Genomic DNA, 13,325 nt, shown 5'->3' with positions numbered 1-13,325 from the left:
TTCATACACCCGTTAGATAAAAATAGAATAATCATTGTGCCAATAGTCAAGGAATAGCTATGCAAATTGGTGTGCCAAAGGAAATGCTCGCAGGCGAAACGCGAGTGGCTGCATCGCCGAAGTCGGTTGAGCAGTTAATAAAATTAGGATTCGATGTTGTTGTTGAATCTCAAGCTGGGGCGTTAGCAAGTTTCGATAATGCCGCTTTTGAAGCCGCTGGTGCGAAAGTTGTCACCGCTGAAGAGGCTTGGTCGTCAGACATCATCTTTAAAGTTAATGCACCTATCGCGGATAGTGGCATTGATGAATTTGCTCTGCTTCAAGACGGTGCAACGTTAGTCAGTTTCATTTGGCCGGCACAAAATGCTGAGCTAATGGAAAAGCTTTCTAGCAAAAACATCAATGTAATGGCGATGGATGCCGTTCCTCGTATTTCTCGTGCTCAAGCGCTCGATGCCTTATCTTCTATGGCAAACATTGCGGGTTATCGTGCGGTTGTTGAAGCGGCGCATGAGTTTGGTCGATTCTTTACCGGTCAAATTACGGCTGCAGGTAAAGTACCGCCAGCGAAAGTGCTAGTTGCTGGAGCTGGTGTTGCCGGTCTTGCGGCTATCGGTGCGGCGGGAAGCCTTGGCGCGATCGTTCGTGCGTTTGACGTTCGTCCAGAAGTAAAAGAACAAGTGCAATCAATGGGCGCTGAGTTCTTGGAAGTTGATTTTCAAGAAAATTCAGGCTCTGGCGATGGCTACGCCAAAGAAATGTCGGATGACTTCAACAAGAAAGCGGCAGAGCTCTACGCAGCACAGGCAAAAGATGTTGATATCATTGTAACGACCGCGCTTATCCCAGGTCGTCCAGCGCCTAAGCTTATCACCAAAGAAATGGTGGACAGCATGAAAGCGGGCAGTGTGATCGTTGACCTTGCGGCGGCAAACGGTGGTAACTGTGAATACACAGTCGCGGATCAAGTCATCACTACGGCGAATGGCGTCAAAGTTGTCGGTTACACTGATATGGTTGGCCGTTTGCCGACACAATCTTCTCAGTTGTACTCAACGAACCTCGTTAACCTAATGAAGCTGCTTTGCAAAGAGAAAGACGGCAACATTGACATCGATTTTGACGATGTGGTTCTACGTGGTGTTACCGTTGTGAAAGAAGGTGAAGTGACGTGGCCTGCGCCACCGATTCAAGTGTCTGCACAACCAGAACAAAAAGCTGCACCAAAACCAGCCGCGAAGAAAGAGGCCGAGCCTGTTTCTCCAGTCAAAAAAGTGATTGGTCTAGGCGCTGCATTAGCGGCATTTGGTTGGATCGCGTCTGTCGCACCTGCCTCATTCCTAGCACACTTTACGGTATTTGTTTTGGCGTGTGTGGTGGGCTACTACGTCGTTTGGAATGTCAGCCACTCTCTACATACTCCTCTTATGTCGGTAACGAATGCCATCTCCGGTATTATCGTTGTCGGTGCGTTGTTGCAAATCGGTCAAGGAAATGGCGTGGTGACATTCTTGTCTTTCATTGCCGTACTGATTGCCAGCATCAACATTTTTGGCGGGTTTACCGTGACCAAGCGCATGCTTGAAATGTTCCGTAAGAACTAATAGGAGTTACAAGGAATGTCTGCAGGACTAGTACAAGCAGCTTACATTGTTGCTGCCTTATTTTTTATCATGAGCCTTGCGGGGCTATCAAAGCAGGAATCAGCTCGCGCCGGTAACTATTACGGTATTGCGGGTATGACGATCGCTTTGATCGCTACGATCTTCAATCCTGAAGCAAGCGGCACGGTATGGGTTATCATCGCCATGGTGGTGGGTGGTTCAATCGGTATTTTCTACGCGAAGAAAGTAGAAATGACGGAGATGCCAGAACTGGTCGCTATCCTACACAGCTTTGTAGGTATGGCGGCGGTTTTAGTGGGTTACAACAGCTACATCGATCCACCTGCAATCGCGAACGCGGCGTTGATCTCACCAGCAGAGCTTCACGCTCACCATGTTATCCACCTTGTTGAAGTGTTCTTGGGTGTATTCATCGGTGCCGTTACGTTTACGGGCTCAATCGTTGCGTTTGGCAAACTGCGTGGTGTGATTTCATCTTCTGCGTTAAATCTTCCGCATAAACACAAAATGAACTTGGCAGCGATCGTAGTTTCAACGCTGCTTATGATCTATTTCGTTAAAGCTGATGGCAGCATGTTTGCCCTTATCTTAATGACGTTGATTGCGTTCGTATTTGGTTACCACCTTGTGGCTTCAATCGGCGGCGCCGATATGCCAGTCGTGGTATCCATGCTGAACTCTTACTCAGGTTGGGCAGCGGCGGCAGCAGGTTTCATGCTAGCGAACGATCTTCTGATCGTAACCGGTGCATTGGTTGGTTCGTCAGGTGCGATCCTTTCCTACATCATGTGTAAAGCAATGAACCGTTCCTTCATCAGTGTTATCGCGGGTGGCTTTGGTCAAGAAGTCGTGATCTCAAGTGATGAAGATTACGGTGAGCATCGTGAAACAAACGCGGAAGAGGTTGCTGATATGCTGAAAAATGCAAAATCAGTGATCATTACTCCGGGATACGGCATGGCAGTAGCGCAAGCTCAATATCCAGTTCACGAGATCACTGAAAAATTACGCGCACAAGGTGTTGAAGTTCGCTTTGGTATTCACCCTGTAGCGGGTCGATTGCCTGGTCATATGAACGTACTACTCGCAGAAGCGAAAGTACCGTACGATATCGTGCTTGAAATGGACGAACTCAATGACGACTTCGGTAAAACTGACGTCGTATTGGTGATTGGTGCTAACGATACGGTTAACCCTGCTGCACTAGAAGATCCAAATAGTCCAATCGCTGGTATGCCAGTGTTGGAAGTTTGGAACGCAAAAGACGTTATCGTATTCAAGCGTTCAATGAATACGGGTTACGCGGGCGTTCAAAACCCATTGTTCTTTAAAGAGAACACGCAAATGCTATTTGGTGATGCGAAAGAGAGTGTAGACGCGATCGCGAAAGCACTATAAGCTTTCTACATTATTCAAGAGGCCAGCGTAATGCTGGCTTCTTTGTTTTTATACATAGCCAAGACTTGTTTTGGCTATCATTTGGCGCTCGAGATTGATTAGCGACATGCATAATTGACACGAATATTACATATTTGATGTCTATTTTTGCCATAATCGGGCATCGTAGTGGTAAATAGTTGATTTAATAAGTTTTGCTTTGAAAAATACATTCATCAAATCGCTGTTAATAGCCTTGTTCTTCATATCGATGACGGCACGTGCTGATTCACTACCTGAACGTATTGATACATTTGTTAATTTATTTAAAACGTCAGAAGCCTCAGAATCTTATGATATACGAGTGCTGCAGTCAGACTACCCAACACGTTTGTTAACACCACAGTCGATGCTGCCGCAAACCTCGAATTATCCATTACGTGACATTCAACGTTTATATCAACTCTCGGAAACGTGCACCGGAAAACTCCCATTAAGCCCTTTGGTGACTGAACCATTGGTGTTCACTCGAACCATGTGTAAAGGAACAAAGCTCAGTTCAAAGTGGTTCGCGAGAAGTAGCCTAATTCACCCAGGTGGGGGAACATACGCAAATCGTTACATTGTCACGCATGCGGAAGAGTTTGAAAACCTTCAACAGTATTTGCACATTAAAGAACGACCGCTCGCCGAAAGTGCTACGTTGCTCGGGCGATTGCAGCGTATGGACGAAGAAACGATGATCGCGCTGATTTCTGGCGCGAGTATGTTTATTGAAGAAAGCGATTTGTGGTTACGAAAAAACGATAATTACTACGTTTATCCCGAATCGGTGTGGAGCAAAAACGTAACCGAAGCGGGGCTGAGTTTCTCTGTTGGTGATGCCTCAAACACTTGTTTTGTTCAACGGGGCAATATTTGCTGGGATGTTGAAGATCACGCGAATATTCTGAAAATAGGCATGGTCGCATTGGTTATTGCCAATATATTATTGGTGATTGGCTGGTCTATCTATCGTTGGAACTCAAAACGCCGCGATATGCAAAGCCGAATGCTAGTTTTACAAATACTGACGCATGAGTTAAGAACACCGATTGCCAGTCTATCGCTGACTGTCGAAGGATTTAGGCGTGAATTTGAGCGATTACCTGAAACGGTTTATGATGAATTTCGTCGACTATGTGAAGATTCACGACGCTTGCGTCAATTAGCAGAAGCCAGTAAAGACTATTTACAATCTGACAATCAGCCGTTGGCCTCGGAATGGGTGCCGTCGGTTGAAGAATGGTTAGAATATAAGATTGAAGAAGAGTTCAGTTCACAAATCGATTTCGCCATCAACCAGGATGTTGCGGCCAAACTGAATGTGTACTGGCTAGGTAACTGTATCGACAATCTTATTCGAAATGCGGTTAAATATGGAGTTAAACCGGTAAAACTGGATGTAACGACATCTAAAAACAAAATAATGTTCAGCGTGATAGACCAAGGAACCTTAACACAGAAAGATTGGCGCCAATTGCGCAAACCTTTTGTGAGTAAAAGCGGTCTTGGTTTGGGCTTAACTATCGTTGACTCTATGGTCGGCCGAATGGGAGGAAAAATGACTCTTATTGGCCCGCCAACTCAGTTTATATTGGAGATACCTTGTGAAACAGACACTGCTTCTCGTTGAAGACGACAAAAACCTTGCTGATGGATTACTTGTTAGCTTAGAGCAAGCCGGTTACGAGTGCTTTCATGCCGAAACAATTGCAGATGTCGAACAGTATTGGATGAAGTCAGATCTTGTGATTCTTGACCGCCAACTGCCTGATGGCGATTCCGTTTCGCAATTGCCGCATTGGAAAACACTAAAAGATATTCCGGTCATTCTTTTGACCGCACTTGTGACGGTCAAAGACAAAGTGGCTGGCCTAGATTCAGGCGCGAACGATTATTTGACCAAGCCGTTTGCCGAAGCAGAATTGTTTGCGCGTATTCGTGCACAGCTAAGAACACCAGATAACCAAGAACAAGATGACACGAAAGTTAAAACAGACAATCTACTGATTGATAAAAGCACACGTGAAGTCTTTTTCAACGAACAACAAATTACGCTAACTCGAACTGAGTTTGATCTATTGTTGTTCCTTGCGAGTAACTTGGGCCGAGTGTTTACACGCGATGAATTGCTCGATCACGTTTGGGGCTATAACCATTTCCCAACCACGCGTACGGTTGATACTCACGTCCTGCAGTTACGTCAAAAACTACCAGGTCTTGAAATCGAAACGCTACGAGGCGTTGGCTACAAGATGAAAGCATGAAGCTAAAAACGTGTCTACTAATTGGAGCACTAACCAGTGCTCCTTTTGTTTCAGCAGAAGGCTTATCTTGGTTTGATCGCAATTCCCCATTAACTCAAACCCATAAGCATCTACTGAACGGCGATCTCAAAGCGATGTTGGCTTCGTTGGTGGAAGTTTGGCAACTCGAGGATAATGTCACGTTGAAACCACACCTTAACGAATTGCTGTTGCAATCGTTAGAAGTTGATTGTGGTAAAAGTCTCGACAGTAAAACTCTTCCCGAGTGGCTCAATGGGGTTGTGGTTAAACGAACAGAAATTCAAAGCCCAGGACGCGATGCATTTCGTGCTACGGTTGAAGTTCAAACGAGTTTAGAAATTGCAGACATAAGCCTGATGCGTTGGGTCGATAAATCAATTTCAAGTGACAATACACTCGAAATCGTGCGTGAAAACAACCAATCTGGGATCGCGACATACTCCAAACGTTATAACATCAACAACAAACTGGCGATGGGCCTTTATCGTCTCGACATTGTCACTAACGATAATGCGTCATGGAGTTCTTGGCTAATACTTGATGACCCAAAACCCAATATGACCGTTCGCTGGGCATCCAAAGATCACTGGCAAGTTGAACAACACACCTTACTCAATCCCAACTGTCCATTACCGAAGTTAAATGCAACGCTCTATGATTATGTGGACGAAACCTACAATCAAGTGTGGAGCGGAAACTACGAGTCGGACTATCCAACCTCATTACCTAATGACAATTATACGCCTGGTCGTTATGTCTTAGCGGTTTCGATGATACACCGCCGTTGGCAAGGGAAAATTATTATCGAACAAGCGCAAATAATCAGTAAAACGTATGATGTTTCAGTGGAAGAATAGCTAAAGTTACGCGCATACCTGTCGATATAACTTCATCTGTCCCAACAATAATATCGATATGAAAACCGTTTTTAAATTATTACCTTTTGCTCTTATTGCTGCCAGCGGCAATGCGTTTTCTGCTAATTATGCGGTTGAAGCGCGCGGTGACGCGATGGGTGGTGTGGGGGTTGTTTCTGCCAACTTTTTAACTGCACCATTTTATAACCCGGCTCTAACGGCAATTTACCGTCGCAATGACGACATGGGCATGATCACGCCAAGCCTTGGTTTTAATTACACTGAAACCGGTAATATTGTCGATGACTTAGAGTTTGCCGAAAATGCGATTAGCAGTGGCAATCTAGATGATGCGCAGCAGGCGCTTGATCAACTAGAGGGTGACAATCTTAAAGTCGATATTGGCGGCGTGGTCGCATTCGCGATTCCAAACCGATTCATTGCTGCAAATGCGTTTGCCAAACTTTACACGGAATCTTATGCCACCGCTGAAATTGCGGAAGGTGATGATGCAAAAGCAAGATTGGAAAACAGTACCGTTCGAGCGGTCAGTGTTGGCGTAGCCGAAGCGGGTATTACCCTAGCAAAATACCAAACATTCATGGGGCAACATGTTGCTTTTGGCGTTACGCCAAAGATACAACGCGTGTATACCTATGTGTATGAAGCCGATTTACAAAACTACGATCTAAAAGACCTACGTGAAAACAGCAAAGGCGAAAGCATGTTTAACATGGATGCGGGCTTTTTGTGGTTCTATGGTCCATTCCGTGCGGGCATCTCGGCTACAAATTTGATTGCGCGTGATATTCAAACGCAAACGATCAGTTCGGCCATAGATGGCTCGGCGATTTCTTATGAATACGAAATGGCACCACAATACACAGTGGGCGCGGGGATTGTGGCGGATTACTTTACTTTAAGTGTTGATTACGACTTGAAAGAAGAAGAGCGCTACAAAAACTTTGATGACAACACGCAAATGCTTCGCATTGGTGGCGAGATAGATTTACTTCGCCAACTCAAGTTACGTGCAGGCTGGAAAAAGAACCTAGCGTATGACGATATGGATGCAACGTATACGGCTGGTATCGGTTTGTCGCCTTTAAATCTTTTCCAAATTGACATCGGTGCGAGCTACACGAATGAAAATTCGATGGGTGGCTATGTAAACTTCCTCACGAGTTACTAGCAATAAGCGTCGAATAAGACTATAGTCGGCTCCTAAAATTAGGAGCCTTTTTTATGTTTGATGATTTAAGCCTAAGCCACGCAGAGCAACAACAAGCGGTAGAAGAAATTCAACAGTTAATGACCCAAGGCATTAGCACAGCAGAAGCTATCAAAATTGTCGCGACACAAATACGTGAGAACGCGAAGAAGCAAGCTGAAGACAAGCAATAATAGAATAGGGCAGGTCACTGCCTTTTATCACGAATCCTAATGCACTATAACTAAAACACTTCCGATAAATTACGCTTCACGGCCACCATTACCGCACCATGCAAAAGTGACACCTCGCTAATTATCCTCCAACTTAAGGCTCCAGAATTTAATCGCATTCTCTAGCATTTTGCTAATAAATGTTAAATAACAGTATTTTATGGCAGGGTTTTATGCTAATTCTTGTTTCTCAAAATGGATTATGTAATTAAATTACATTTAACGTTGTTCGGTGAGTTTGGCTTTAATTTCATCAGTATAAAACGCTGCTACGTTAACCGGTCACATTCTACGCGTGATAAGTGTGAGTGTGACTAACACTGCTCGTTACAATTTAGTGACAGTGTAACGCTGAGTGGTTAACGATGAACTGACATGAGGGAGTTATTAGATTGGGTTTTAAGAGCTACTCAACGCTGTTGAAAATCGACAAAACGTCGACTGCTTAATGTGCGAGGGACAGATCAGTAAGCCGGCGTCAGTGTCTGTTTTTGTTGTATGGGTTTCAATACTTGCAACTTATGATTTTTCGTTTTATGCTCGCAACCTCAAACGACACGCAGGATGCTGTTTTTGTTGCCGTAACCTTTACGGATTGTTTTATGGCGGGATAGCCAACACTACTAAATTTTGATTTTAATAGTGGAAAAACACAAATGACAACTCTAGAAAAAATATTCAACGTTATCCTCTTTGAAGTAGTCGCACTGAGCATATTAGTGCCGTCTATGTCTTATCTAACAAACAAACCATTACAAACACTGTTTTTTGCGGCGTTGAGCTTTAGCTGTATCGTTGTAACTTGGAACTATATATTCAACAACTTGTTTGATTCTTTATGTAAAACACCAAGAGTAGAACGTGGTTTAAAAATTAGAACGGTGCACACATTACTTTTCGAAGCTGGACTGATAGTTATTGCTATACCTGCGTTAGCTTGGTTTCTTCAAATTACATTCTTTGAAGCTTTTATTGTTGAGCTAGGCTTCCTCGTGTTCTTCTTATTTTTCAATCCTGCATTTCATTTTATCTACGATAAAACGCAACCTTACAAACGAATCGTAAGGGCGTAATGCACGTTTATTAGTGAATATCGTGAACAGTAAAAAATCCAAGTGCATCTAATTCGCTTGGATTTTTTATGGGCGAATCTCCATTGTCGCCAAACGCAGGATGTCGCGAGCGAACAGTTCGATAATCACTTGGACAAGAAGTGTTCATCCTGTGGCGTGAGGTTTCTAATTCAATTTGGGTATCGTGGTGTCCAATCAATTTTTCACACGCCAGTGTAAGCCCGAAGTTTGAGTTATATTCGTGGAGCGAGTTCAAACATTGATGCCACATATCAGCATTAATTTTATTGCCTGGTGATTGTTAACGGCACTGATACATTGGAACAACAGCACCGAGATCTCGGAAGCGAGTTGTTAATCGTTGAACCTGACGAACACTAACTTAGCATCTGCGCAGCATCTTTACGTCTGATTTGTTTTAAGAACGATAGCTAAGCGAAATCTCTCTTTGTCATTCATAGTCGCCAACGTGTTTGTTTAACTCATAGTGCAAAGCATCCGGATAACGCCAACGCTGAGCAAGATCGGTAAGCCAAGTGGTGATGAGCTAAAGGGACATTTTAATCTAGCTCAAAAGTGACATTACTATCTGGGGCTTACAATCACAGTGCGCATTATGTGGTTGGATTTATGTTTAACGCTTGGTGGTCAGTACCATTGCGCCAGCACTGGCCACAGCCGGATGGCTCATTTAATATAAATTGTGTAATGCGACACTAAGCAACTAATTCCCCTTGTTTTTTTGTACATAGCCCGCATCATAGATATGACATTACACAAAAGGAGAGTCAAAGTGTCACAGCAAAATGATTTAGAGTTTACGGCAATTCTTAATGGTTACTATGGTGCAACTGATAACGAAAAGCGCTGGAAAGAAACTTGTGCTGCATTAGTTTTAGTTAAACATACTTTTCAAGTAGAATCAGGTAACTCGCTGTCTACATTAGAAAAGCATATTTCTAATGTAGCCAATGGTATTCGAGACTCTTTAGAGCGTTAATGAATAACCCTATAGGGCAGCTCAGGCTGTCTTTTCTTTTACCCCGAAGGGATAAGAGAGCGCGTGCGCGAACGAGGCACCAAGCCACCCACTAAAGGCCATTTCTTCGATTTACTAAACTGGCGCGGTCAGTAGTCCAAATCACATCAAGAAAAAACACATCACCTTCCTACAAAGATGCTTTTTGTTTTAGTCGGCGCAAATTCATTGTTTGGCATTAGCATGGATGGGGTGTGTGTGCATGCTGCGAGTCCCGAGCAACGGTGCACACACCGCAGCCACGATTTGCAGACAAAGAACGAGCTTAAACGAAGAAAAGGGCGCTCAAAAATGAACGCCATAGGCTGCCGGATTTCACCGCGAAGCGGTTCGGGTTCCTGTTACACCCGAACTAACTCCGGACAACCGGAATTTAAACTAGTTTTCTATTTCGATTTTTCTGCGATTATTTTCTGTTGTTGTTCAATAAACATTTCTTTAGTACGTGGGTCTTCAAACTTAAAAGCTCCGCTTTCTACCATTTCTAACATGTACCTAGCATTGTCGATTTTTTCAATATTGAAGAGCTCAAAAGGGTAATCTGATGCATTACGTAGAAAGTCGATAAAACCCTCTTCATCATGTATGTATTCCTGTATCCCAATTAAAAACTCAGATTGCGGTACGTGTTGCAATAGGGTTTCTACTTTTCTAATAAATTCTAACGTATCCATTTTTTGTTTGTGAAACTCACCTTGGCATAGTTCTTTTTCAGATACCTTAAGAGCTGATGCTAGCTTTCCTGCTTGGCTTATCTTAGGTTCAGACTTCCCATTTTCCCATTTTAAATACGTTTGTTGGGTTACTCCAACCATTTCCGCGACTTCATTCTGTTTCAAACCAAGCTCAGTACGCGCCTTTCTAAGTACATCTTGCAGCATGTCATTATCCACTTTGGTATCCCTTTATTTAATTATAACCCCTACTTTATACACAAAACTGTTGACACTTACTATCATGTACTTTTAAGGTGTACGAAAATGTATTTGACAGGGTTTCCCAGTGTTCTTTATTGACCAACTTTTCATTCAACAAGATCATCCCGACGGTGGGCTTCCATTCGTCGGCACTCATGTTATTGAGCGTGTTGATATGGAAACTGGCGAAAAGCTTCCTCCCAGCGTTAACCAAAAAATTCTTGAAGGTTCATTTAGTACCAAACTCACTATTCGCTGTAATGGCAATCGTATCCGCGTCGAGGGCAATCCGTCCCGCTGGCAACGCATGGATAATCTTTTTGGTTTAACTTCTCTCGATGATTGCATCGCAATTTATAACCACATTCTCGCAAAATACGACCTGCCGCCATTCACTAAAAACACTCGTGCTTATCACCGTCAAACTCCGGATGGTAAGTCATCGTCACTCATAGGCAATGGCGCGGAAATAACTCTTATCGACTGGACACGTAACCACATGGTTGACCGTGAAAATGAGCTTTCATTTATTCGTGGCATGTCTTCTGTAGCTATGGGGCGAGGGCGTGAAGCGATTCTCAAACCTAATGGAATGACTTGTAACTGGGGTGAAGGCTCAGCATGGGAAATGCTCAAGCTCTACTGCAAGGCATTTGAGATGCAACTCCGTCTTAAGAAATACAAGCGCAGCAGCAAGACAACACAAGATCATATTAAGTACTTAGAAACTCTTATCGATTACTGCGAAGAGCACGGCGTTGTCCGTGAAGAAAACAGCCTCAGACAAAAACTACTGAAAAGACACGACTTGCAATTTTACGGAATGGTAACGGAACAAGACTTTTACAAGCACCTAACGACGATGGAAGACGCTATGAAGACACTACACGCTACTAAAGACATTCATCAATCAATCGCAGAGCAATTACTAGAAGCAGGGGTTGTGGAAACAGTGCGTGCAGCTAATACCACCATGAATTATTTCACACTTTGGCAGCACGGCACCGATTTACGTCACACGCTAAGTCAATCGCAATTCTACGAGCACAAAGCCCGCTTAAGGAAAATTGGCATCGATATCGGCCAACAATTCGATGTTAGTCGCCTTTGTCCAACACTCAAACGTTCAGAGGTTATCGAGCTTAAGCCGCTACCGATTCCGGACTGGTATCACATGCCTCAAGTCGCCCAATCCAATGTATTGCCATTTAGAGCAGTCGCTTAATTGAAAAAACACTAAGGATATAACCATGTTAAAAATTGAAATATTCCCAGAAGATGAAAAATTTACAACACGCACAATCAAAGGTAAGGACGACAAACCAGATCGCAACATCTACGAACAAGAAGCCTACGCCTATCTAGGCGGCAAGTTCCCAACGCTAATGAAGTTATCACTTGAAGAAGGGCAACCAGCACATGTCGCCGGAATTTATACCGTTCACAGCTCTAGCTTTGTTGTTAATAACTTTGGTGGCCTTGAGCTAAAACGCTTTGGAATGCTTATTGAGCCATTGGAATTAGTTGATTTGTAAACGTTCAATATAGGCTAGGGGGTTATATGGATAATTGCTCACTCGTATCACAAGATGTTAATTCTGATTGTTCTTTCGCTGATTTACTTTTTCGCCGCCTAAGCGTTTCAGATAAAGCGGTAACGACTGCTCTTGTCGAAAAACCAAAGTTAAAAACCACTCGAAAAAGTTGGTCTAAAAAGGAATCAGAACTACTTACGGTTCTTATTCGACAAGGTAAAAGCTCTGCATTTGCGGCCAAAGAACTTGGTCGCACTTTATGTGCTGTTGATGGTCAAATTCGCAAGCTAAACATTCAGCGTTGTAAAAGATTGACCATTAAACAAGAACAGTTTTTAAGAGACAACTATTGGCTTTTAGGGGCTGCTGGTTGTGCTAAAAAATTGAATCGAAACCAAGCTACTATTGCGTATTACGCTAAGTATTTAGAGCTTAAAAAGCCAACTCGTGACGATGTGAATCCACCAATCCCTCGATGCTTATTACCATATGACATGGTCAAACGTGTATCAGTTCTTCAACGTAAATCACCAACATCTAAAAATAAAGTCGATGACGCCGTGGTAATATTTTACGACAAGAACGTGCCATCAACACCAATGATGGCGATGCATCTTGACCAGTTATGCAGTGCGTTGGATCAGCATTTTAATCGTAGACCAGGTGTTACAGCTCAGGCTTTAACTCATGGTTATAAGGCGGTCTAATATGCCCACGCTGCTATGACTTTTGGCAAGTTGGGCTTGATGATTATGGTAACAACCATCAACTACAAGAAGGATCAAGCGCATTATGAATCAAGTAATTTTGTGTGAAGGCACGCTGTATTTTCTTTCAATCAAGAAGGCTTACTTTTGCAAAGACTCGTGGGACGTTGCAGGTGCAATCAGTGACTTCCTAGGAAATGAACCTCATGAGCTAATCAATGATGATTCATTTCAACTTAATGAAGCCGAACATGGTTCATCGGACGAATGGGAATTTTATTAATTGTGATTGGCCAGAATTACAAATTCTAATTCATAAAATGAGTGGTAACATTTAGGAGTAAAAGGCTCAAAATAAACGGACACCTTAGTGCGCATTATGGTTATGAGTTTATGTTGAATGTTTAGTGGTCAGTACCATT

The 13,325-nt window shown here is 43.2% G+C and carries 14 protein-coding genes; 13 read left to right on the top strand and 1 reads right to left on the bottom strand.

The genetic code is table 11. The features are described from left to right. The first annotated feature begins 59 nt into the window (after positions 1–59). From OJ16_RS13745 to OJ16_RS13710, 9 genes are all read left to right on the top strand, one after another. The gene (locus tag OJ16_RS13745) at positions 60–1,604 is read left to right on the top strand and encodes a Re/Si-specific NAD(P)(+) transhydrogenase subunit alpha (protein ID WP_040991836.1); all 1,545 of its coding nucleotides are present in this window, start codon (positions 60–62) and stop codon (positions 1,602–1,604) included. A gap of 15 nt (positions 1,605–1,619) precedes the next feature. Continuing rightward, positions 1,620–3,023 carry a Re/Si-specific NAD(P)(+) transhydrogenase subunit beta gene (gene pntB, locus OJ16_RS13740; RefSeq protein WP_040991835.1) on the top strand — a complete coding sequence of 468 codons (1,404 nt, stop codon included), beginning with the start codon at positions 1,620–1,622 and terminating at the stop codon, positions 3,021–3,023. 250 nt (positions 3,024–3,273) lie between these two features. Beyond that, on the top strand, positions 3,274–4,677 hold the full coding sequence (vxrA, locus tag OJ16_RS13735; protein ID WP_082030246.1) for a sensor histidine kinase VxrA: 1,404 nt from the start codon (positions 3,274–3,276) through the stop codon (positions 4,675–4,677). After that, positions 4,652–5,311 (top strand): response regulator transcription factor VxrB, encoded by a 660-nt coding sequence (gene vxrB / locus OJ16_RS13730; protein WP_040991833.1) that lies wholly within the window; start codon positions 4,652–4,654, stop codon positions 5,309–5,311. The genes vxrA and vxrB overlap by 26 nt, the downstream gene beginning before the upstream one ends. Further along, positions 5,308–6,189: a DUF2861 family protein gene (locus OJ16_RS13725; RefSeq protein WP_040991832.1), complete on the top strand. Its 882-nt coding sequence runs from the start codon at positions 5,308–5,310 to the stop codon at positions 6,187–6,189. The genes vxrB and OJ16_RS13725 overlap by 4 nt, the downstream gene beginning before the upstream one ends. Before the next feature lie 58 nt (positions 6,190–6,247). Next, positions 6,248–7,381 carry a conjugal transfer protein TraF gene (locus OJ16_RS13720; protein WP_040991831.1) on the top strand — a complete coding sequence of 378 codons (1,134 nt, stop codon included), beginning with the start codon at positions 6,248–6,250 and terminating at the stop codon, positions 7,379–7,381. 53 nt (positions 7,382–7,434) lie between these two features. Continuing rightward, a complete protein-coding gene (locus tag OJ16_RS19795) occupies positions 7,435–7,593 on the top strand; it encodes a YoaH family protein (RefSeq protein WP_082030245.1) in 159 nt (52 codons plus the stop codon). 695 nt (positions 7,594–8,288) lie between these two features. Continuing rightward, positions 8,289–8,705, top strand: coding sequence for a PACE efflux transporter (locus OJ16_RS13715; protein WP_040991830.1), 417 nt, complete (start codon positions 8,289–8,291; stop codon positions 8,703–8,705). A gap of 793 nt (positions 8,706–9,498) precedes the next feature. Then, positions 9,499–9,705 (top strand): hypothetical protein, encoded by a 207-nt coding sequence (locus tag OJ16_RS13710; RefSeq protein WP_040991829.1) that lies wholly within the window; start codon positions 9,499–9,501, stop codon positions 9,703–9,705. 425 nt (positions 9,706–10,130) lie between these two features. On the opposite strand, the gene OJ16_RS13705 is transcribed toward OJ16_RS13710, so the two are convergent. After that, positions 10,131–10,637: a helix-turn-helix transcriptional regulator gene (locus tag OJ16_RS13705; protein ID WP_040986277.1), complete on the bottom strand. Its 507-nt coding sequence runs from the start codon at positions 10,635–10,637 to the stop codon at positions 10,131–10,133. Positions 10,638–10,746: 109 nt separating this feature from the next. Here OJ16_RS13705 and OJ16_RS13700 point away from each other — a divergent pair, with 109 nt between their 5' ends. The 4 genes from OJ16_RS13700 to OJ16_RS13685 all read left to right on the top strand — a co-directional run bounded on the left by OJ16_RS13700 (position 10,747) and on the right by OJ16_RS13685 (position 13,186). Then, entirely contained in the window at positions 10,747–11,886 is a 1,140-nt protein-coding gene (locus OJ16_RS13700) for a phage/plasmid replication protein, II/X family (protein ID WP_040988762.1), read from the top strand. Between the two features lie 25 nt (positions 11,887–11,911). Continuing rightward, entirely contained in the window at positions 11,912–12,196 is a 285-nt protein-coding gene (locus OJ16_RS13695) for a single-stranded DNA-binding protein (protein ID WP_005592749.1), read from the top strand. 26 nt (positions 12,197–12,222) lie between these two features. After that, positions 12,223–12,903 (top strand): hypothetical protein, encoded by a 681-nt coding sequence (locus OJ16_RS13690; protein ID WP_040988760.1) that lies wholly within the window; start codon positions 12,223–12,225, stop codon positions 12,901–12,903. Positions 12,904–12,988: 85 nt separating this feature from the next. After that, positions 12,989–13,186, top strand: coding sequence for a hypothetical protein (locus OJ16_RS13685; protein WP_005592752.1), 198 nt, complete (start codon positions 12,989–12,991; stop codon positions 13,184–13,186). Positions 13,187–13,325: the final 139 nt, after the last annotated feature.

Origin of the sequence: Vibrio renipiscarius (genome assembly GCF_000827885.1) — a bacterium.
In the GTDB taxonomy this organism is placed as follows: Bacteria; Pseudomonadota; Gammaproteobacteria; order Enterobacterales; family Vibrionaceae; genus Vibrio; species Vibrio renipiscarius.
Note: the sequence above shows the minus strand (reverse complement) of the source record. Positions and strands in the feature narration are given on the sequence as shown.

Excerpts from the sequence above, each read along its gene's own strand:
- OJ16_RS19795 (WP_082030245.1), top strand. The coding sequence starts at position 7,435 with ATGTTTGATGATTTAAGCCTAAGCCACGCAGAGCAACAACAAGCGGTA.
- OJ16_RS13690 (WP_040988760.1), top strand. The coding sequence starts at position 12,223 with ATGGATAATTGCTCACTCGTATCACAAGATGTTAATTCTGATTGTTCT.
- OJ16_RS13745 (WP_040991836.1), top strand. The coding sequence starts at position 60 with ATGCAAATTGGTGTGCCAAAGGAAATGCTCGCAGGCGAAACGCGAGTG.
- OJ16_RS13720 (WP_040991831.1), top strand. The coding sequence starts at position 6,248 with ATGAAAACCGTTTTTAAATTATTACCTTTTGCTCTTATTGCTGCCAGC.
- OJ16_RS13695 (WP_005592749.1), top strand. The coding sequence starts at position 11,912 with ATGTTAAAAATTGAAATATTCCCAGAAGATGAAAAATTTACAACACGC.
- pntB (WP_040991835.1), top strand. The coding sequence starts at position 1,620 with ATGTCTGCAGGACTAGTACAAGCAGCTTACATTGTTGCTGCCTTATTT.
- OJ16_RS13725 (WP_040991832.1), top strand. The coding sequence starts at position 5,308 with ATGAAGCTAAAAACGTGTCTACTAATTGGAGCACTAACCAGTGCTCCT.
- OJ16_RS13715 (WP_040991830.1), top strand. The coding sequence starts at position 8,289 with ATGACAACTCTAGAAAAAATATTCAACGTTATCCTCTTTGAAGTAGTC.
- OJ16_RS13685 (WP_005592752.1), top strand. The coding sequence starts at position 12,989 with ATGAATCAAGTAATTTTGTGTGAAGGCACGCTGTATTTTCTTTCAATC.
- vxrA (WP_082030246.1), top strand. The coding sequence starts at position 3,274 with ATGACGGCACGTGCTGATTCACTACCTGAACGTATTGATACATTTGTT.